The sequence below is a fragment of the Burkholderia sp. AU30280 genome (genome assembly GCF_020420125.1).
Classification (GTDB): domain Bacteria; phylum Pseudomonadota; class Gammaproteobacteria; order Burkholderiales; family Burkholderiaceae; genus Burkholderia.
Genome location: NZ_JAIZRY010000021.1, coordinates 63,019 through 80,521 on the forward strand (window position 1 = coordinate 63,019; position 17,503 = coordinate 80,521).

Below are 17,503 nucleotides of genomic sequence, written 5' to 3' on the forward strand. Positions count from 1 at the left end.
GGGGAACCCCGGCGGCGCGCCGGGGCTTGCGGGAGATCATGACGGCCGCATGCGACGGAAAAAAATAAACGGCTGGTTTTTGCAAGATGGCGTCGCTTCGCGGCAAGCGGGCCTGGTGACGGGGCGTGCGCCGTGTGCCCGATCGGGGAAACCGCGAACCACGGCCCCGATCGCGGCGGGTGACCGCTTCATCGTCATGCCGCCACCGCCACCCGCTCCGCCGCAAATCCCGCCAGCGTCCGCAACGCATCCCGCGCCGACCGCAGGTAAAACGCCTGCAGATGAAACACATGCCAGCGCGCCGCATGAATCTCCAGCTTGCGCGGCGCGCCGCAAGCCTGCGCATGACGGGCCAGTTGCTGCGCATCCGACAGCAGCACCTCGTGGTGGGCACGTCGGAGAGGGTGCGCCAATACCTGACCGCGACGCCCGGCCCCGCGCCGTTCTCGCTCGAGGACATGGCGCGGCTGATGAACACGAGCCCGCGCACGCTCAAGCGCCGGCTGCAGGAAGAGGGCACGACGTTCCGGGCGCTGCTCGCGCAGGCGCGCGGCGCGATGGCCGAGACGCTGCTCGGCGACGCGCGCCTGTCGCTCGCGGACGTGGCGGAGCGGCTCGGCTTCAGCGATCTGTCGAGCTTCTCGCAGGCGTTCAAGCGCTGGTACGGCGTGCCGCCGGGCGCGTATCGCTGCGCGGCGCAACGGGACAGCGGCCGTTCCTGAATCGCGGTACGATCGCTGGCATTGCCGCCGGCATGCCAATCACGAGAGACTCCGCATGATCACGATTCGCCCGATGACCGTCGACGATTTCCCGCGCTTCTGGCCGACTTACCGCGCCATCGTCGCCGCTCAGGAAACCTATGCATTCGATTCGGCGCCGACACAGGAAGCGGCGCGCGCACTGTGGCTCGACGCGCCGCTCTGTACGTGGATCGCCGAAGAGGACGGCGTCGTGCTCGGTTCGTACTATCTGAAGGCGAACGCGGCCGGCCCCGGCAATCACGTGAGCAACTGCGGATACATGGTGAGCGAGAGTGCGCGCGGCCGCGGCGTCGCGCGCCTGATGTGCGAGCACTCGCAGCAGGTTGCACGCGAGCGCGGTTTCCTCGCGATGCAGTTCAACTCGGTCGTCTCGACGAACGAGGTGGCGGTCGCGCTGTGGCAGAAGCTGGGATTTGAAATCGTCGGCCGCCTGCCGCGTGCATATCGTCACGCGCGGCTCGGCTTCGTCGACAGCCTCGTGATGTACAAGTGGCTCGGCGACACGGCGGCCGCCGAAGCCTGAGCACGCAGCCGCTTCGTCAGACGGCGAACGCGCCGTCGAACACGATCCGGTCGTCGAGCGCGAGCGTGCCGCGCGCGAAGATCAGGTCGAGATGGTGGCTGCCGTTCTCGCCGCCGCCGAGCCCGAGGTGCAGGCCCGGATGGCGTTCCTCGAACCCTGCGTTGCGGCCGTACAGCCCGCGAATCCCGAGGTTCGTGCCGATGCCGAATTCCTCGATCCGCCGGTGATTCGCATGCCGGTCGAGATAGGTCGAGAAATCGCGCCGGAAGCCTTCGTTGTCGGTGTCGAACCCGACGATCGTGCTGTTCTCGACCTGCAATGTGGCCAGTCGGTCGGCCACCTTGTACTTGATCGCGAACGGCACGGTGCCGAGAAACGTGCCGCTGAAGACGACCGAACCGTTGAGATCGGTGACGTGCGTCGCGATCTCGCCGGGCACGACGTCGAGGTTGCCCATGCCGTCCACGCTTGTCCATTTCTGGTCCGGCGCGAGCGAGCCCGTCAGCGTGTTGCCGGCTTCGTCGATGAAGCGGATCTGCGAGGCGCGTGCGGCCGCGTCGATCAGCCGGCCGTTGCGCGCCGCGATGTCGTCGAGCGATTCGGCGAACGCCTCGTCGAGATGCGGGCCGTAATCCTTGAACATTACCGACTTGCTCCAGTGCTCGACGATCGCAGGCCGGATCGCGGCGAGGAACGGCGGCCCGCTCGGCGATGGCGTCGCCAGGCACGACGAGTCGTACAGCAGCACGAACAGATCGGCGCGATCGAGCGCGGCGGCGATCTCGGCGGGCGGGGTGCTTTCGAGGCAGAGCGTGGTCGCGTCGAGCGAATCGGGCAGGGCGGAAAACGCGCGCAACGCGATGTCGCGGTTGCGGGTGTCATGGCCGACCAGCAGTTTTCCCGACTCGCCGCGCGCCAGCTTGTCGCGCAGCGCGGGGTGGAAGCCCAGCGCGCGGTGCAGGTTCAGCATGCGTGTCTCCGGAAGCGGCGGAAGGGCCGAGGCCCTTCCGCGAGAACGGGTGGCCCGCTCAGACCGGCCAGAGCGCGGTGCCGAACGGCACCACGGCGTCCTCGACCATCATGTCGACGGCCTCGGGGTGCGTGTCTTCCTGCATCCAGTCAAGCAATTCGATCTGCTGGGTGTCCTGCATGTCAATTCTCCTGTGGTGAACATGAGCGTTTCAACATGAAATCGCGGCTAAAAAGTTGCCACTCCTCATCACGCATTTCGTGAATGCACGGCGAGTGGCGTTGATATTAGTCTGATGAATTTACGAATGCAATGCGTTGCAAGGTTTTTAGCTAAGACGTGCTAAACACCGGAGATTTGCGGCCCGCGTGCCGTAAAACACGGCTAAAGCGGATAAAGGATTCGATGTCATTTTCTCAATGACCGGAATCGGAATCGACGCATTGTATTCGGCGATTTTTCATCGGGAATTTGATCGCATCGAGCGCTGCGCTCGATGTCGTTCTAGGCGGGCATGCGTCAGCGGCCCGCTGACCGCGTCAACCGAGCAGCGCCTTGCCGAGCGGCTTGGCCGGCTCGGACCGCAGCACCAGCGACGTCGTGACCGCGCCGAAGCGGGCAATCGCATCGATGAGGGTTTCCAGTTGTCCCGGTGTCGGCACCAGGACCTTCAGCAGGAAGCAATCCTCGCCGGTCATGCGGTGGACCTCGATGACGTGCGGCATCTCGGCGAACGCGCGCAGCGCAGGCTGGATGTGTTCGTGCGTCGTCTTCAACCGGATGATGGCCATCATCCCCAACCCCAGCGCGGCCGGGTCGATTCGTGCGCCGTAGCCCGCGATGATGCCGCGCTCTTCCAGCCGCTTGACGCGCTCCGACGTGGCCGGTTGCGACAGCCCGATGCGCCGGCCCACTTCGGACAGCGGCATCCGCGCATTTTCCTGCAGCGCCTCGAGGATCGAAAGATCCAGGCGATCGAGCGCTTCGTTCGACATGTCCGCTTTCCCGCTCCGTTAATTCATCGGCATATTGTCTCAATATCCGATGATTTGCCATTCCCGGACGGTTTCCGGCAGGCCAGACTGCGAGCTCGCTCATTCATGGAGACGGAGATGGACCAGACGATCGTGATCGTGCCGGGGATCGGCAACTCGGGACCGGATCATTGGCAGAGCCGCTGGGAGGTTGTGCTTCCGGGCGCCATCCGCCTGGCGCCTGCGTCATGGGATGCGCCCGACCTGCGTGACTGGATGGCCGCGCTCGATGAAGCCGTTGCGCAAGCCGCGACGCCGCCGGTGTTGATCTGTCATTCGTTGGGTTGCCTGCTGTTCGCGCACTGGCGTGCGGCGTCGACGCGCGTCGTGCGCGCCGCGTGGCTCGTTGCGGTGCCCGATCCGGGCGGCCCGCGCTTTCCGGCCGCGGCCAGTGCGTTCGCGGATCTACCGGACGGCGATTTCGGCGGCTTGCCGGTGCTGGCGATCGCCAGTTCGGACGACGGGTACGACCCGTGCGGGCGCGGCATGGCGTGGGCAAGCGAGCGTGGTGCGACGCCGTTGCTGCTCGGCCCGCGCGGCCATCTGAATACGGAAGCGGGACTGGCGGAATGGGCCGAGGGACGCGCGTTGTTCACTGCCTTCATGGCGGGGTTGCGAGGGTAGCGCGGGCAAGGGGCCGACGCGCGCCCGCGAGGGCCCGCTGCGGGCGATGCATCGGCGATCCGGCTGCCGCGGCCGGGTTCCTGTCGCCAACGCATGCCGGCATGCGACGGCTCAAGTATGATCGTTCGACAGAATCGGAAGCCTCGACAGTCGGGATCGCCGCGTGCGGAACACCGGTTCCGCCGTGACGACTTGCCGTGGCTTCGAACGACAAAGGAGACATGCGATGCGCGCAGCGCCGCAACCGGAGCAGGTCGGGCCGCCGCAGCCGGACACCGGCGCGACCGGTACCTACCCTGACCGCGACCCCGATCGCATCGCCGCGTGGCGGCTCGCGATCGGCCTGTCGCTCGGCAGCGCGATCGCGCTCGGCCTCGCGCGCTTTTCGTATGCGCTGCTGCTGCCGCCGATGAAGGCCGATCTCGGCTGGACGTTCGCGCAGGCCGGCGCGCTGAATACGGCGAACGCGGCCGGCTACCTGGTCGGCGCACTCGCGTTTCCGTTGCTGTCGCGGCGCTGGCGCGCGGGCACGCTGCTGGCGGCCGGATGCATGCTGACCGCGTTGCTGATGGCCGCATGCGGGCTCACGTCCGGCATGCACGCGCTGCTCGTGCAGCGGCTCGCGACCGGCGTCGGCAGCGCGCTGATCTTCATCAGCGGCGGCGTGCTGGCCGCGCGGCTCGCGTCGGCGTCGCCGCGCGATGCGGGGTTGCTGCTCGGGCTCTACTATGGCGGCACGGGTTGGGGCATCGTCGCAGCGTCACTGCTCGTGCCGGCCGCGCTCACGCAGGGCGTACATGGCTGGCAGCCGGCGTGGTTCGCGCTCGCGTTCGCGTGCGTGCTGTTCTCGGCGGTGGCCGTATCGGCCGCACGCCGCATCGAGCGCGCGCACGCGGCACCGGCCGCGCCGCGTGACGGCACGGCGCCGGCCGCGACCGCGAGCCCCGTACGCTTCTCACTCGCACTGGCCGGCTACGGCCTGTTCGGCGTCGGTTATATCGGCTACATGACGTTCATCGTCGCGCTGCTGCGCGGCGCGGGGATGAGCGGCACGGTGGTCGCCGCGTTCTACGTGATGCTTGGCGTCGCGACCGTCGTGTCGGCACGGCTGTGGTCGGGGCTGCTCGACCGGATGCGCGGCGGCCAGGCGCTCGCCGTGCTCAACGCGCTGCTCGGCATCGCAACGCTGATGCCGGCGATGTTCGTGCATCCGGTGGCCGCGTTCGCGTCGGGCGTGCTGTTCGGCGCGACGTTCCTGTCGGCCGTCGCATCGACGACGGCCTTCGTGCGCCACAACCTGCCGCCCGACGGCTGGGCAAGAGGGATCAGCGCGTTCACGACGGTCTTCGCATTCGGGCAGATCGCCGGGCCGGTCGCGATCGGCTGGGTGTCGGACAGCGCGGGGCTCGCGCGCGGGCTCGTGTATTCGGCGCTGACGCTGTTCGCGGGCGCCGCGCTGGCGGCCGGGCAGCGCGCGTTGCGGGCCGCCGCGTAATCACGCGCGACACGCACCATTCACCGCATGCAGGCCGTGCGCGACACGCGATGAAACGCGCGGCTGAAGTAGATCAGGCTGTCGCCGTCGTCGCGCACGCGGATCGACGTCGCCTCGATGAACATCACCGAATGCGAGCCGACTTCCTTCATGTCCGCGATCGTGCCCTGCAGGCTCGCGAGCGCGTCGCGCAGCACCGGCACGTCCTGCTCGCCGCGATCCCACACGGGCAGTTCGAAGCGCCGGTCCATCGGCAGGTCGGTCAGCCCCGCGAAATGCCGCGCGAGTGGCTCGTGTTCGGCCGGCAGCACGTTGATGCAGACGTGGCGGTTGCGTTCGAACGTCGCACGCATCGCGCTCGACCGGTTGAGGCACACGAGCAGCGTCGGCGGCGTATCGGTGACGGAACACACGGCGCTCGCGGTGATTCCGCAGCGGCCGTGCGGCCCGGCGGTGGTGATCACGTTGACGGCCGCACCGAGGTGAGCCATCGCTTGGCGGAAGGCCTTCTGCGCGTCGGTCGGCTCGACGCGTGCCGGTCGCTGGATATCGGTCGTGGAAGACATGGACGCTCCTGAGTGGACGAAAGCGGCGATCGATCGGCGCTGCCGCTGCAGCGCCGGATCGCCGACGATGACCCAAGCGTACGTCGCGAAAATGCCGGCGGCCATTCGCACGATTGACGATCGAGATGGCGTTCTCGCCAACGCGTCTAAAGGTTCTACCTAGATGCGCGCCGTACCGCGCGAAAAAAAGCGCGATTGCGCGTTCAAGCGGCCCGCGAAGGGGTGTTCAGCGGGTTTTCGGCTCGTTATGATGTGCCGCACATCCCCAGCGAACGACGCGCGCGACGCGCCGGCAACCGGCCCCGTATGCGGCGCGTACGATACCCATACCGATATTCCGTGAGACATCCGCGATGACGTCACCCGCACCGATCGTATACATCGTCGACGACGACAACGGCATGCGGACATCGCTCGCGTGGCTGCTCGAATCGGTCGGCATCGCGTCCGAAGGGTTCGCGAACGCGACCGATTTTCTCGCGCGCTTCGACGTGAACCTGCCCGCGTGCCTGGTGCTCGACGTGCGGATGCCGGAGAAGAGCGGCTTCGACGTGCAGGCGGAACTGAACGCGCGTGGCGCGACGCTGCCGGTGATCTTCGTCAGCGGGCACGGCGATATCCCGATGTCCGTGCGCGCGCTGCAGAACGGCGCGATCGATTTCGTCGAGAAGCCGTACAACTCGCAGCAGATGCTCGAGCGCGTGCAACGCGCGCTGCGGCTCGCGCAGCAGCGGCATGCGGTGAGCCGGCGTCATCGCGAGCTGCGCCAGCGGCTCGATGCGCTGACCGCGCGCGAGAAGGAGGTGCTGCGCGGCGTGGTGGACGGCAAGGGCAGCAAGCAGATCGCGGCGGATCTGTCGATCAGCGTGAAGACCGTCGACGTGCATCGCGCGAGCATCAAGGAGAAGCTCGGCGCGACGTCGATCGCCGCGCTCGTGCGCGACGTGATGGTCGTGTGGGGCGACGACGGGGAGCCGTCGCGATAGGGCCTGCCGGCGGCGCGGCGAGGCGTTTCACGCAGCGCTCAGCGCATGTACAACCCGCCGTTGATGTCCCAGCACGCACCGTTCGCGAAATGCGCGTCGCCCGACGCGAGCAGCACGGCGGCATCCGCAACGAAGCCTGCCGAGCCGAGCTTGCCGCCCGGCAGGTTCGCGAGCACCTGGCGCAGCTTCTCCGGCGCGACGCTTTCATACACGATCGGCAGATCGAGCGGGCCCGGCGAGATCGCGTTGACGGTCACGCCCTGCGCGGCGAGATCGCGCGCGAACACCTTGGTCAGCGTCAGCGTTCCGCCCTTCGCGGCCGCGTAGTGTGCGCCCGTCGCCGAGCCGCCGTTCTGCCCGGCGAGTGACGCGATGTTGACGATGCGGCCCGCGCCGCGCGTCGCGAAGTACTGACCGAACACCTGGCAGCCGAACAGCACGCTGCGCAGGTTCACGTCGATCACCTGGTCGAACTGCTCGGCCGTGATCTCCATCGCGGGCACGACCTTCGATGCGCCCGCGTTGTTCACGAGCACGTCGATCGTGCCCCAGCGCGCGACGAGCGCATCGCGCGCGGCTTCGAAATCGCGTTTGGACGTGACGTCGAGTGGCAGCGCGATCGCGCGTTCGCCGCTCGGGTCGAGTGCGCGTGCATGCGCGTGAATGGCGTCGGCGGCGATATCGGCCAGCGCGACGCGGTAGCCGGCTGCATGAAAACGTTCGGCGATGACGGCGCCGAGCCCGCGCGCGGCGCCGGTGACGAGGACGACTCGGTCTGACATGGTGCGTGATTCCCTGGTTCGCGAGCGCGTGCCGGGTGCGGCCGCGCCCGCATCGTGGTTCATGCGGCGAGTGCCGCCTCGAAGTGTGCCGCGATCGCGCAGACCTGCTCGTCCGCGCCCTTGCGCCCGACGATCTGCAGGCCGGCCTTCAGCGGCGAACCGGCCAGCGGCAGCGGCAGGCTGAGCGCCGGATGGCCGCTCAGGTTGAATGGCCGGATCAGCGACGACATCGTGATCACCGATACGCCGTCGCGCGCCTGCCGCAGCGTGATCGGCAGCGCGGGCAACGTCGGCAGCACGAGCACGTCCGCGTGTTCGAGCGCGGCGTCGACCTGCGCGGTGAAGCGTGCGCGGACTTCTTCGGCTTCTTTCAATGCCGCGGGCGTGGTCGTTGCGGCCGCACGCAATCGCGCATCGAGGTCGGCGCCGAGCTTGCCGGTCGCGACCAGATGGCCGAACGCGCGGGACGTTTCCGCGTTGATCACGGTGAGCCCTGCCGCGAACGACGCCGGCATTTCGTCGAGCACGGCCGCGTGCGCGTGCAGGCCCGATGCGCGCACGGCCGCGTCGAGCGCGGCGGCGATGGCCGGATCGGCGTCGACCGTGATGTGCGCGACCGTGCAGCCTGCGGCGGAGGCCGCCGCTTGCGTAGGGTCGAAGCCCGGCGCGATCGCGGCCATCACCGCGGCCAGCGTGCGGATATCGCGCGCGAACGGCCCGACGCAATCGAGCGTCGTTGCGGCAGGCGCGACGCCGCGCCGCGATACGCGGCCGAACGTCGGCTTCAACCCGGCCACGCCGCAGCAGGCGGCCGGCCCGCGGATCGAGCCGCCCGTATCGGTGCCGAGCGCCGCATCGACCGTGCCGAGCCCGACGAGCGAAGCGGACCCGCTCGACGAGCCGCCCGGAATGCGCGTCGCGTCCTGCGGATTGACGGGCGTGCCCGTGTAGTCGTTGATGCCGGTCATGCCGAACGCGAGCTCGTGCATGTTCGCCTTGCCGGCAATCTGCCAGCCCGCGTCGAGCAGCAGGCGGACGACGTCCGCATGCCGAGGGGCCGGCGCTGCATCGGCGAGCGCACGGCTCGCCGCGCGGGTCGGATGGCCCGCGATGTCGATCGTGTCCTTGATCGCGATCGTGGGGCCGGGGCCGCCGAGCGTGAAGGGGGCGATGAAGCCTGTCATGGTCGGTATCGTGAGCAAGCGTTGGAAAGCGTCAGGACCGTAGTGCGGCGGCGAGCGGCCACGGGCCGTCGAGCACGCGTTCGGTGCGGAAATGGCGGATCAGCCACGCAGAGCCGTCGCCGGCCGGCGTGAAATCGACGGTCAGCCGCGCGGCGATCAGTTCGGCCGCGCCGTCCGCGTAGCGCGATGCCTGCAGCATGATCCAGCGGCCGCGTGCGCTTGCGTGACCGGCATCGATCTCGATCGACTCCGACGTCAGGAAGTGCAGGTTCGCCGAGAAGTGCGGATCGGGCGGCAGGTAGCGGCCCAGCATCGCGACGATCGCGGCCGTGCCTTCGAGGCGGCCGAACTTGCGCGCATACTGCGGGCCGACGCCTTCCCACACGGCATCGGGCGCGAACAGATCGGCGAGCGACGGGCCGTCGCCGGCATCCTCGGGCACGTCGCACAGCGCCATGTAGCGCGTGATCGTCGCGCGCACCGCACGCTCGGCGTCGAGCGCTGCCAGACGCTGCGCGAGCGCATCGACCAGGCCGGGAGACGGGTCGGTCATCGCGCGCCTCACGCCGCGGGTTGCGCGGCCGGCGGCACCGTCAGCGCACGGCCGACCCGCGCTTCGATCTTGCCGTAGCGCCACAGGTTGTATTCGCCGACCGGCGTCGTGCGATACAGGTTGCACACGGCGACCGTCGTGTCGAAGTCGGCGACGTCGGCCATGATGTAGAAGGTCCACGGTGCGCCGTCGGCCTGGCCGACCACGAGGCGGTCGTCGTCCATCACGCCGAGCACGCGCACGCCGGGCATCGCTTCGACGGCGGCGAGCATCGCGCCGTACGCCTGCCACACTTCGCCGATCTTCTCGCGCGGCAGGTCGAAGAAGTTTTGCGACACGCCACAGCAGAACAGGACGCGCAGCGGCAGCGGATTCGAATCGGACATGCGAGGTTCTCCAGAGGAATCGGTTGAGTGCACGGGCCGGCCGGCGACGGGGCTTCGACATCGGCATCGGCGTCATGCACGTTCAGACAAACAGCGGTGGCCGGAAGCCGGTTACAGATAGCCGGGAAACGGCGTGACGCCGGTAAACACCGCGCCGGCGCCGTCGAAGTTGCCTTCGGCGAGAAACGCGTGCTGCGTGACGACCATCGCGTCGCGCAGCAGCCGCTGCAACGGATGCGACCGGTAGATCGCCGCCGTGCCGCCGAGCCGGTACGCGCGTTCGACGACGCTCGCGCCTTCGCGAGCGATCTGCGTGGCCGCGAGCCGCAACAGGCTGACCTGGTCGGGCGTCACGGGGCGGTCCGCGAGAATCGATTGCCACACCGTATCGGTGGCGTCGTAGAAGAACCCGCGCGCGGAGCGCAGCTGCGCTTCGGCTTTCGCGAGCTCGATGCGGAAGTACGCGCGATCGGCGAGGCGCGGTGCGCCGGTCGTCGTCTGGCGGCCGCCCGACATGCGGTTCGCGACGTCGAGCGCCGCGCGTGCGAGGCCGAGGTTCACGACGGCCAGAACCTGCGCGGCATACGCGACGGTCGGATAGCGGTACAGCGGCTCGTCGACGGTCGGTTCGCCGCCGCGCACGAAGGTCCACGCTTCGGGCACGAAGCGGTCGTCGATGCGCAGGTCGTGGCTGCCGGTGCCCTGCATGCCGACCACGCTCCAGTTCTCGACGATCTCGACCTGATCGGCGCGGAACACGGCCGTGCGCGGCTTGTTCGGCGAGGCGTCGTGCGCACCCGGCACGGCGATGCCGACGCCGAGCCAGTCGGCCCCCTTGCAGCCGCTCGCGAATTTCCACGTGCCGTTCACGCGCCAGCCGCCGGGCGCGGGCTGGGCCGGCTGCACCGGGAACAGTCCGCCGGCGAACACCTGGTCGGGGCCGCTCGCATACAGCTCGGCCTGGGTGTCGAGCGGCAGCGCGGCGAGATACACGTTGGCGGAGCCGAAGCTCGCGACCCACGCGGCCGAGCCGTCGGCGGTCGCGATCCGTTCGATCATGTCGAGGAACGCGGCCGGCGCGAGCGCGTCGCCGCCGAAGCGGCGGGGCGTGCCCGCGCGATAGATGCCGGCCTGCTTGAACAGCGCGATCACGTCGCGCGGCACGTGCGACAGGCGGTCGAATTCTTCGCGGCGCGCGGCGACGGTCTCGATCACGGCGTCGAGCGGCGACAGCCGGGCGGCCGGTTCGCTGGCCGCGTGAGGGGCGCTCGGCGCGGTGTCGAGGGCGAGGGCGGCGTGGGTCATGGCTGTCTCCTGGGGCGGATCGGGGTTCGAATGCGGGGTGGTCACGTCGATGCAGCCAGTCTAGAAACGCCGAAAACGCGCGGCAATTGGTGCGTTGGGCCGTGCGACTGGTGACATTCCGCGCCGCACTAAAGAAATCTTCAGATGCGGGCGGCGCGCGCCGGTGCTATGTTGGGTTGCCGGCCGCGCGATGCCGCGCGGCCTCATCCGACGCCGATCATGAGTTTCCCCGACGAAGACGATTTCCACCGGCTGCTCGACGCGCTGACGACCTGCGTGCTGCTGCACGACGCACACACCAGGGCGATCGTGTGGGCGAACCGTGCCGCGTGCATCGCGCTCGGTTTTTCCGTCGAGGAACTGCTGCCGCTGAAGGCGCCGGACATGACGCGCCCCGAACCGAAATACCGGCGCGAGATCGCGGTGAGCGCGTGGGACCGCGCGCGCGTCGACGGTCCGCAGGTGTACGAGTGGTGCTACCGGTCGCGCACGGGCGTCGACATGCTGTCCGAGGCGACTGCCACCTACGTGCCGCTGCGCGGGCGCGACGTCGTGATGGTGCAGTTCCGCGACATCAGCGCGGAAGAGGCGGTGCGCCAGCAGTTGCGCCGCTACGAGGCGCGGCTGCGCGAATTCATGCAGGATCTCGACGAAGGCATCGCGGTCGTGACGCCGCACGGCGGCGTACAGTTCATCAGCGAGTCGGGCCGCCGCGTGCTCGGCCTCGCGCCCGACGAGGCGCCCGGCGAGGTGCTCGACTACTGTTCCGACGCCGATCGCGACCGGCTCGTCGCGCAACTGCGCGATGCGCCGTCCGCGTACCCGTCCGCGCCGCAGCGCTACCGGATCGTGCGGCGCGACGGCTCGCCATCCTGGCTGCGCATCCTGTGCCGGCAAGTCGAGATCGAGGGCGATCTCGACGGGCTGCTCGTGCAGTTCCGCGACGTGAGCGACGAAGTCGCGATCGAGGACGCGCGCCGCGTCGAGGCGCGCATGCTCGAACACGCGGGCCGTTACAACGCGATGGGCGAGATGGCGAGCGTGATCGCGCACGAGCTGAGCCAGCCGCTCGCGGCCGTGCGCAATTTCATCGAGGGGGCGGTGCGGCGGCTGAACGCGCGCGGCGCCATCGACGACGCGATCTGGGGGCTGCGCAGCGCGGACCGGCAGGCCGAGCATGCGGCGCTGATCATCAAGAGCGTGCGCGAGTTCATCGTGAAGCGCGAGCCGGCTGTCGCGCTCGTCGACCTGCGCGACATTCTCGCGGACGTCGCGTACTTCATCGAGCTGCGCGCGAAGGAGGCCGGCGTGACGGTCACGATCGTGCAGGCCGACGCGCCGCTGCCGATCCGCTGCGAGCGCGTGCTGATCGGGCAGGTGATCCTGAATCTCGCGTTCAATGCGATCGAGGCGTTCGCCGGGTGCGAACGCGTGCCGCGCATGCTGACGCTCGGCACCGCGCACGTCGGCGGGCACGCGGAGCTGCGCGCGATCGACAACGGCCCGGGGATCGCGGTGGGCGCGCACGACCGGCTGTTCGACGGCTTCTCGTCGTCGAAGGCCGGCGGCAACGGGATCGGGTTGTCGTTGTGCAAGAGCATCGTGACGCGCCACGGCGGCCGGATCGGTGCGAGCCCGGCCGATGGCGGCGGGCTCGACTGCCGCGTGACGCTGCCGCTCGCCGGGACGCACGCGTAACGGCTGCGTCGCGTCACGGCCGGGCAGCGACGCGCGGCGCATGATCAGCGTCCCAGCGCCCGCGCGGTCTGGCCGCCGATGCCGAAGTCGGTATTCGGGATGTCCTTGACGATCACGCGTGTGGCCTGCAGCGGCGCGTCAAGCACGTTCGCGCCGGCGTCGGACAACGCGGCGATCAGCGCGCGCTTTTGTTCATCGGTGCGGCCGGCGATCAGGATCGCGACGATCACGGGCAGCGACGGCGGCGCGCCGTCCGCGGCGCTACGGCCGCCGAGGCCGATGTGCGTCGCGGGCAATTCGGTGAGCAGCACGCGCACCGATTCGATCGGTGCGCCGATCGCGTCGACGGTCGCACCCGTCAGCCGCGCGATCAGCTCGGCCTTGCGGGCGTCGTCGTGGCCGGCCGGCAGGAAAACCTCGAGTGTGGGCATGGTTGTCCGGAAAGGTGAAGGTTGCCGGTTCACCATTGCACTTGCAGCGGCGAACCGGCCACGGCTTACAGCAGGAAGCCGATCGCGCTGAGCGCTTCGGTCGAATCGATCAGGCGCACGACCTTCTCGGCGATCCGCATCTCGCCTTCGGCATCGACGTGCAGCTTGTGCGTGACATCGGCCGCGAACAGCGTCGCGACGCCGCGCTTGTATGCGACGACGACCTGCGCCGACTTCAGCTCGACGGTATCGGCGCTGCCGCTTTCCAGCGTGAAGCGCGACACGGTGCGCACCGTGCGCGCGGCGTCGGTCGCCGATGCCGAATAGCCGGACACCATCCGCTGCACGCGCTTCTCGCGCATGTCCTGGTCGTCGAACACGTAGTTCAGCGTTGCGGCGAAGTCGGTCGTATCGGGCTCGATCGGCACCACGTAGTGGCCGGCCGGATCCCACAGGTCGAGCCACGCGCGATAGTCGCGGCGGTCGAGCATCTCGGCTTCGCACCACACGAATTCGACCGCGCGGGCGAAGGTCTGCTCGGAAAAGAGGGCGTTGCGGTCGTCCATCATTGTTGCTCCATCATCTTGCGCCATTGCCGGTAGGCCTCGCGCATGCCGGTTTCGTCGGTCGCATGGGCGGTCGTTTCGCCGTTCGCGGCGGTCGTCTCGCGGTTCAGCCCGCGATTCACGAGGATCGGCACGTCGGGGCCCGCATGCGCGCCGCGCTGCACGCGCTCCCATGCTTCCGCGTCGTCGGGGCTGCCGAAACCGAACGGGCCCTGGAAGTGCTCGTGGATGCGCAGCCGCTCGCGGTTCGCTTCGTCGGGGCCGCCGTCCATCGCGAGCGCGACGTGACGGATCTCGGTTTCGTTCGCCGAGATCGGCCGCAGCACGCGGAAGAACGCCATCGACAGCGCAAGGTTCGGGAACAGGTTCAGGTTGAAGCCGACGCCCATCAGCGAGCGCACGATGCGGCGCACTGCTTCCGGCGCGTGGCGCTCGGCGAGCTTCGCCGCGAGCGGCGCGAAGCGCTCGGCCAGCGGCGCGCCGTCGTCGTCGTCCAGGTCGATCAGCTCGGGCATCAGCACCGCGAGGCTGTGGCCGTTGCCGAGCCCGCGGCAGAACGCATCCTCGCTCGTCATGAAGCTTGTGATCGCGGCGGCTGTCTCGTCGTCGATCGACTTCATCCACGACTTGTGCACGACCGGGAAGTGATAGAGGTCGGTCGTGTTCTCGAGCTGGATCTTCCAGTTGCCCTTGAACTTGAACTTGTGCTCGCCGTTCGCCTTGATCGGGTAGCCGGCGCCCTGTTTCATGAACAGGTCGATCCACGGCTTCGCGCCGCCGAGGAAATCCTCGAGCGGTTCGATGTCGTCGTTGAAGCTCGCGAAGATCAGCCCCTGGTACACGCCGACGCGCAGCTTCACGAGCGGCAGGTCGCCTTTCTCGCACACGCCTTCGTAGCCGTCGCCGTACGGCAGCGCGCGCAGCGTGCCGTCGAGCGCGTAGGACCAGCTGTGGTACGGGCACGTGAAGCCCTTCGCGTTGCCCTTGTGCGATTCGCACACGGTCGCGCCGCGATGGCGGCAGCGGTTCTGCAGCACGTTGATTTCGCCGGTTTTGTCGCGCACGACGATCACCGGCTGGCGGCCGATCGTCGTCGTGATGAAGTCGCCCGGGTTCGGCAGCTCGCTTGCGTGCGCGACCCAGATCCAGGTGCGATAGAAGATGCGGTCGAGCTCGGCTTCGAACAGCGCGGGATCGTGATACATCGCGGGCGCGATGCGGTCGGGTTGCGCGAGACCATGCAGCGCGCGGGTGTCGATCGTCTGGCAGGAAATGTCGCTCATCGTTGTCGTGGGGAAAGCGTCGTGAAATCGGGCCGCGCAGCGCGCGGTTTCGAATGCCCAGTCTCGTCTTCCACTACATATCCGTCAAATTGATCTAAAATCGGAAGGTCAATAAATTCGGCAAATAATGGAGGCTGCGATGACTTCGGTCGATCATCTCGATCTGAACCTGTTGCGCGTATTCCAGGCCATCGTCGAGGAGCGCAACCTGACGAAGGCCGGCGAGCGGCTCGCGCTGTCGCAGCCGGCCGTCAGCTATTCGCTCGGCCGGTTGCGCACGCTGTTCGACGATCCGCTGTTCGTGCGCACGCGCTCGGGCATGCAGCCGACACCGGTCGCGCTCGAACTGGCCGGCATCGTCGGCAAGGCGCTCGACATGGTGCGCGTGGCGCTGCGCTACGCGGAGCGCTTCGACCCGGCCATCAGCACACGCACGTTCCGGCTGTCGTTGTCGGATGCGGGCGAGATGGCGTACCTGCCGGCGATCTGCCAGGCGCTGCGCGAGCGCGCGCCGCGCGTGACGCTGAGCGTGCAGCCGCTGCCGGTGGAGGAGATCGAGGAAGCGCTGCGCGCGAGCCGGCTGGATTTCGCGATCGGCAACCTGCCGGAGCTGATGCCGCGCACGCGCCACCAGGTGCTGTTCGAGGAAACCTACGTATGCATGACGGGCCGCCGGCGCGGGTTGCCGAGCGGCACGGCGCTGAGCCTCGACCAGTTCGTGCGCGCCGCGCACGTCAACGTGAAATCGGTCGAGCACAGCCACCACGCGCTCGACGATGCGCTGCGCGCGCAGGGCGTGGGCCGCAACATCGCGCTCGAAGTGCCGCATTTCGTCGCGCTGCCGAGCGTGCTGTCGGTCACGGACCTGTACGCGACGCTGCCGAAGCGGCTCGCGCAGATCCTGAACCGCGACAACGCGTTCCGGCTTTATGACCTGCCCGTCACGCTGCCGCCCGCGCCGGTGACGATGCACTGGCACGAGCATTTCCATGAAGACGAGGGCAACGCGTGGATGCGCAACCTGCTGGCCGAGCTCGTCGAGCGTTTCGACGACGCGTGATCCATGAGGGCGAAGGCCACGCGTGAGTGCGCGCGTTGCTGGCGGAGCTCGTCGAGCGATTGGGCGACGAGCGACCCACGAGGCGGAGGCAATGCGTGAGTGCGCGTATTGCTGGCGGAGTTTGTCGAGCGATTGGGCGACGCGTGACCCGCGAAGCGAAGGCAACGCATGAATGCGCGCGTTGCTGGCGGAGGGCATCGAGCGGTTCGACGACCCGAGACGTCCCGAGCGAGCGCGACGCGTGCCGCGTGCCGCGTGCCGCGTGCGTCAGAGATCGAGAACGAGCACCGCCGAGCGCGCACGCGACACGCAGCAGCAGATCACCGTGTTGCTCGCGCGTTCGGCCTTGCTGAGACAGTGGTCGCGATGATCGGGCTCGCCGTCGATGACGGGCACCATGCAGGTGCCGCACACGCCTTCGCCGCATGACGTGTCGACCGCGATGCCGATGCGCGCGAGTGCGTCGACGATCGACGTGTCGGGCAAGACGCGCACCGATTGTCCGCTGCGCTGCAGGCGCACTTCAAAGCCATCGGCCGGGCTGGCGCCTGCATCGGTATCGCCCGTATCTGCGGCGGCCGGTTCCGCCGCGAAGCGCTCGAGATGGATCGACGCGTCGGGCAGGCGGGTCGCGGCTGCCGCGACGACCGCATCCATGAACGGCCCCGGGCCGCACGTATAGACGTGTGCATGCGCGTCGACCGATTCGACGCAGCGGCCCAGCTCGGCCGCGAGCGCGGCGGGCTCGATCCCGTAGTGGAACGTCACGCGCGACGCGAACGGCTCGGCCGACAGTTCGGCGACGAAGGCCGCGTGCTCGCGGCTGCGTGCGAAGTAGTGCAGCCGATAGCGCGCGCCGCGCTTGTGCAGCGCATACGCCATCGACAGCAGCGGCGTGATGCCGATGCCGGCCGCGATCAGCACGTGCTCGCTCGCGTCATCCGCCAGGCGAAACAGGTTGCGCGGCGCGCCGATCGACAACTCGGCGCCGACTTGCACGTCGTCGTGCAGCGAACGCGAGCCGCCGCGCGACTGCGCCTCCTTCTTCACCGCGAACAGGTAGCTGTCGCGCTCGTCGGGGTTGCCGCACAGCGAGTACTGCCGCGTGATGCCGGACGGCGCGGTGACGTCGATATGGGCGCCCGGTTCGTATGCGTCGAACGGCTGGCCGTCGACGCGCGAAACCCGGAAACAGCGGATGTCCTGCGCCGCGTCGATCAGCGCGTCGATCCGGACTTGGTGGCGGTTCGCTTGCATGGGTCAATTCGTGGGGTAGGGAGAACGCGGCGCGAC

19 protein-coding genes and 2 pseudogenes are annotated in these 17,503 nt (G+C 68.7%); 7 read left to right on the plus strand and 14 right to left on the minus strand.

The features are described 5' to 3' along the window. Nucleotides 1-194: 194 nt before the first annotated feature. A pseudogene (locus tag LGN17_RS34115) lies at nt 195-386 on the minus strand (hypothetical protein); the annotation flags it as partial. Here LGN17_RS34115 and LGN17_RS34120 point away from each other — a divergent pair. Further along, nucleotides 342-722 (plus strand): annotated as a pseudogene (locus LGN17_RS34120) (helix-turn-helix transcriptional regulator); the annotation flags it as partial. The pseudogenes LGN17_RS34115 and LGN17_RS34120 sit on opposite strands and share 45 nt — an antisense overlap. A 55-nt stretch (nt 723-777) precedes the next feature. Next, nucleotides 778-1,287, plus strand: coding sequence for a GNAT family N-acetyltransferase (locus tag LGN17_RS34125; protein WP_226201235.1), 510 nt, complete (start codon nt 778-780; stop codon nt 1,285-1,287). Between the two features lie 16 nt (nt 1,288-1,303). On the opposite strand, the gene LGN17_RS34130 is transcribed toward LGN17_RS34125, so the two are convergent. The 3 genes from LGN17_RS34130 to LGN17_RS34135 form a co-directional block, all read right to left on the minus strand. Further along, nucleotides 1,304-2,257 (minus strand): leucyl aminopeptidase, encoded by a 954-nt coding sequence (locus tag LGN17_RS34130; RefSeq protein ID WP_226201236.1) that lies wholly within the window; start codon nt 2,255-2,257, stop codon nt 1,304-1,306. Nucleotides 2,258-2,315: 58 nt separating this feature from the next. After that, nucleotides 2,316-2,438 carry a hypothetical protein gene (locus tag LGN17_RS36620; protein WP_006766865.1) on the minus strand — a complete coding sequence of 41 codons (123 nt, stop codon included), beginning with the start codon at nt 2,436-2,438 and terminating at the stop codon, nt 2,316-2,318. A gap of 358 nt (nt 2,439-2,796) precedes the next feature. Beyond that, nucleotides 2,797-3,252 carry an Lrp/AsnC family transcriptional regulator gene (locus tag LGN17_RS34135; protein WP_226201237.1) on the minus strand — a complete coding sequence of 152 codons (456 nt, stop codon included), beginning with the start codon at nt 3,250-3,252 and terminating at the stop codon, nt 2,797-2,799. A gap of 117 nt (nt 3,253-3,369) precedes the next feature. Here LGN17_RS34135 and LGN17_RS34140 point away from each other — a divergent pair, with 117 nt between their 5' ends. Both LGN17_RS34140 and LGN17_RS34145 read left to right on the plus strand, forming a co-directional pair. Then, nucleotides 3,370-3,915: an RBBP9/YdeN family alpha/beta hydrolase gene (locus tag LGN17_RS34140; protein ID WP_226201238.1), complete on the plus strand. Its 546-nt coding sequence runs from the start codon at nt 3,370-3,372 to the stop codon at nt 3,913-3,915. Nucleotides 3,916-4,141: 226 nt separating this feature from the next. After that, complete coding sequence (locus LGN17_RS34145; protein ID WP_226201239.1) at nt 4,142-5,410, plus strand: YbfB/YjiJ family MFS transporter; 1,269 nt, start codon at nt 4,142-4,144, stop codon at nt 5,408-5,410. Nucleotides 5,411-5,430: 20 nt separating this feature from the next. Here the strand turns inward: LGN17_RS34145 and hpaC are convergent, their stop codons facing one another. Beyond that, entirely contained in the window at nt 5,431-5,976 is a 546-nt protein-coding gene (gene hpaC, locus LGN17_RS34150) for a 4-hydroxyphenylacetate 3-monooxygenase, reductase component (RefSeq protein ID WP_175954207.1), read from the minus strand. 353 nt (nt 5,977-6,329) lie between these two features. Here hpaC and LGN17_RS34155 point away from each other — a divergent pair, with 353 nt between their 5' ends. After that, complete coding sequence (locus LGN17_RS34155; RefSeq protein WP_175954205.1) at nt 6,330-6,962, plus strand: response regulator transcription factor; 633 nt, start codon at nt 6,330-6,332, stop codon at nt 6,960-6,962. A gap of 38 nt (nt 6,963-7,000) precedes the next feature. Here LGN17_RS34155 and LGN17_RS34160 read toward each other — a convergent pair whose 3' ends face one another. The 5 genes from LGN17_RS34160 to LGN17_RS34180 all read right to left on the minus strand — a co-directional run bounded on the left by LGN17_RS34160 (nt 7,001) and on the right by LGN17_RS34180 (nt 11,172). Next, nucleotides 7,001-7,744 (minus strand): SDR family NAD(P)-dependent oxidoreductase, encoded by a 744-nt coding sequence (locus LGN17_RS34160; protein WP_226201240.1) that lies wholly within the window; start codon nt 7,742-7,744, stop codon nt 7,001-7,003. A 59-nt stretch (nt 7,745-7,803) separates the two neighbouring features. After that, complete coding sequence (locus LGN17_RS34165; RefSeq protein ID WP_226201241.1) at nt 7,804-8,928, minus strand: amidase; 1,125 nt, start codon at nt 8,926-8,928, stop codon at nt 7,804-7,806. 31 nt (nt 8,929-8,959) lie between these two features. Continuing rightward, nucleotides 8,960-9,481, minus strand: coding sequence for a nuclear transport factor 2 family protein (locus tag LGN17_RS34170; RefSeq protein WP_226201242.1), 522 nt, complete (start codon nt 9,479-9,481; stop codon nt 8,960-8,962). An 8-nt stretch (nt 9,482-9,489) separates the two neighbouring features. Further along, nucleotides 9,490-9,867, minus strand: a complete 378-nt coding sequence (locus LGN17_RS34175; RefSeq protein WP_226201243.1) for a hypothetical protein — start codon at nt 9,865-9,867, stop codon at nt 9,490-9,492. Nucleotides 9,868-9,978: 111 nt separating this feature from the next. Continuing rightward, nucleotides 9,979-11,172 carry an acyl-CoA dehydrogenase family protein gene (locus LGN17_RS34180; RefSeq protein ID WP_226201244.1) on the minus strand — a complete coding sequence of 398 codons (1,194 nt, stop codon included), beginning with the start codon at nt 11,170-11,172 and terminating at the stop codon, nt 9,979-9,981. Between the two features lie 144 nt (nt 11,173-11,316). Between LGN17_RS34180 and LGN17_RS34185 the strand changes: the two genes are divergently transcribed. Further along, nucleotides 11,317-12,870 carry an ATP-binding protein gene (locus LGN17_RS34185; RefSeq protein WP_226201245.1) on the plus strand — a complete coding sequence of 518 codons (1,554 nt, stop codon included), beginning with the start codon at nt 11,317-11,319 and terminating at the stop codon, nt 12,868-12,870. A 44-nt stretch (nt 12,871-12,914) separates the two neighbouring features. On the opposite strand, the gene LGN17_RS34190 is transcribed toward LGN17_RS34185, so the two are convergent. The 3 genes from LGN17_RS34190 to LGN17_RS34200 all read right to left on the minus strand — a co-directional run bounded on the left by LGN17_RS34190 (nt 12,915) and on the right by LGN17_RS34200 (nt 15,150). Then, nucleotides 12,915-13,301 carry a tautomerase family protein gene (locus LGN17_RS34190; RefSeq protein ID WP_226201246.1) on the minus strand — a complete coding sequence of 129 codons (387 nt, stop codon included), beginning with the start codon at nt 13,299-13,301 and terminating at the stop codon, nt 12,915-12,917. A 65-nt stretch (nt 13,302-13,366) separates the two neighbouring features. After that, nucleotides 13,367-13,870, minus strand: coding sequence for an aromatic-ring-hydroxylating dioxygenase subunit beta (locus LGN17_RS34195; RefSeq protein ID WP_226201247.1), 504 nt, complete (start codon nt 13,868-13,870; stop codon nt 13,367-13,369). Further along, nucleotides 13,867-15,150: an aromatic ring-hydroxylating oxygenase subunit alpha gene (locus tag LGN17_RS34200; protein ID WP_226201248.1), complete on the minus strand. Its 1,284-nt coding sequence runs from the start codon at nt 15,148-15,150 to the stop codon at nt 13,867-13,869. The genes LGN17_RS34195 and LGN17_RS34200 overlap by 4 nt, the downstream gene beginning before the upstream one ends. Before the next feature lie 139 nt (nt 15,151-15,289). Between LGN17_RS34200 and LGN17_RS34205 the strand changes: the two genes are divergently transcribed. Then, entirely contained in the window at nt 15,290-16,210 is a 921-nt protein-coding gene (locus tag LGN17_RS34205) for a LysR family transcriptional regulator (protein ID WP_226201249.1), read from the plus strand. A 267-nt stretch (nt 16,211-16,477) separates the two neighbouring features. Here the strand turns inward: LGN17_RS34205 and LGN17_RS34210 are convergent, their stop codons facing one another. Beyond that, nucleotides 16,478-17,467, minus strand: a complete 990-nt coding sequence (locus LGN17_RS34210; RefSeq protein ID WP_226201250.1) for a PDR/VanB family oxidoreductase — start codon at nt 17,465-17,467, stop codon at nt 16,478-16,480. Nucleotides 17,468-17,503: the final 36 nt, after the last annotated feature.

Bases quoted from the DNA above. Each gene is read 5' to 3' on its own strand.
- LGN17_RS34125 (WP_226201235.1), top strand. From the start codon at position 778: ATGATCACGATTCGCCCGATGACCGTCGACGATTTCCCGCGCTTCTGG.
- LGN17_RS34130 (WP_226201236.1), bottom strand. From the start codon at position 2,257: ATGCTGAACCTGCACCGCGCGCTGGGCTTCCACCCCGCGCTGCGCGAC.
- LGN17_RS36620 (WP_006766865.1), bottom strand. From the start codon at position 2,438: ATGCAGGACACCCAGCAGATCGAATTGCTTGACTGGATGCAGGAAGAC.
- LGN17_RS34135 (WP_226201237.1), bottom strand. From the start codon at position 3,252: ATGTCGAACGAAGCGCTCGATCGCCTGGATCTTTCGATCCTCGAGGCG.
- LGN17_RS34140 (WP_226201238.1), top strand. From the start codon at position 3,370: ATGGACCAGACGATCGTGATCGTGCCGGGGATCGGCAACTCGGGACCG.
- LGN17_RS34145 (WP_226201239.1), top strand. From the start codon at position 4,142: ATGCGCGCAGCGCCGCAACCGGAGCAGGTCGGGCCGCCGCAGCCGGAC.
- hpaC (WP_175954207.1), bottom strand. From the start codon at position 5,976: ATGTCTTCCACGACCGATATCCAGCGACCGGCACGCGTCGAGCCGACC.
- LGN17_RS34155 (WP_175954205.1), top strand. From the start codon at position 6,330: ATGACGTCACCCGCACCGATCGTATACATCGTCGACGACGACAACGGC.
- LGN17_RS34160 (WP_226201240.1), bottom strand. From the start codon at position 7,744: ATGTCAGACCGAGTCGTCCTCGTCACCGGCGCCGCGCGCGGGCTCGGC.
- LGN17_RS34165 (WP_226201241.1), bottom strand. From the start codon at position 8,928: ATGACAGGCTTCATCGCCCCCTTCACGCTCGGCGGCCCCGGCCCCACG.
- LGN17_RS34170 (WP_226201242.1), bottom strand. From the start codon at position 9,481: ATGACCGACCCGTCTCCCGGCCTGGTCGATGCGCTCGCGCAGCGTCTG.
- LGN17_RS34175 (WP_226201243.1), bottom strand. From the start codon at position 9,867: ATGTCCGATTCGAATCCGCTGCCGCTGCGCGTCCTGTTCTGCTGTGGC.
- LGN17_RS34180 (WP_226201244.1), bottom strand. From the start codon at position 11,172: ATGACCCACGCCGCCCTCGCCCTCGACACCGCGCCGAGCGCCCCTCAC.
- LGN17_RS34185 (WP_226201245.1), top strand. From the start codon at position 11,317: ATGCGGGCGGCGCGCGCCGGTGCTATGTTGGGTTGCCGGCCGCGCGAT.
- LGN17_RS34190 (WP_226201246.1), bottom strand. From the start codon at position 13,301: ATGCCCACACTCGAGGTTTTCCTGCCGGCCGGCCACGACGACGCCCGC.
- LGN17_RS34195 (WP_226201247.1), bottom strand. From the start codon at position 13,870: ATGATGGACGACCGCAACGCCCTCTTTTCCGAGCAGACCTTCGCCCGC.
- LGN17_RS34200 (WP_226201248.1), bottom strand. From the start codon at position 15,150: ATGAGCGACATTTCCTGCCAGACGATCGACACCCGCGCGCTGCATGGT.
- LGN17_RS34205 (WP_226201249.1), top strand. From the start codon at position 15,290: ATGACTTCGGTCGATCATCTCGATCTGAACCTGTTGCGCGTATTCCAG.
- LGN17_RS34210 (WP_226201250.1), bottom strand. From the start codon at position 17,467: ATGCAAGCGAACCGCCACCAAGTCCGGATCGACGCGCTGATCGACGCG.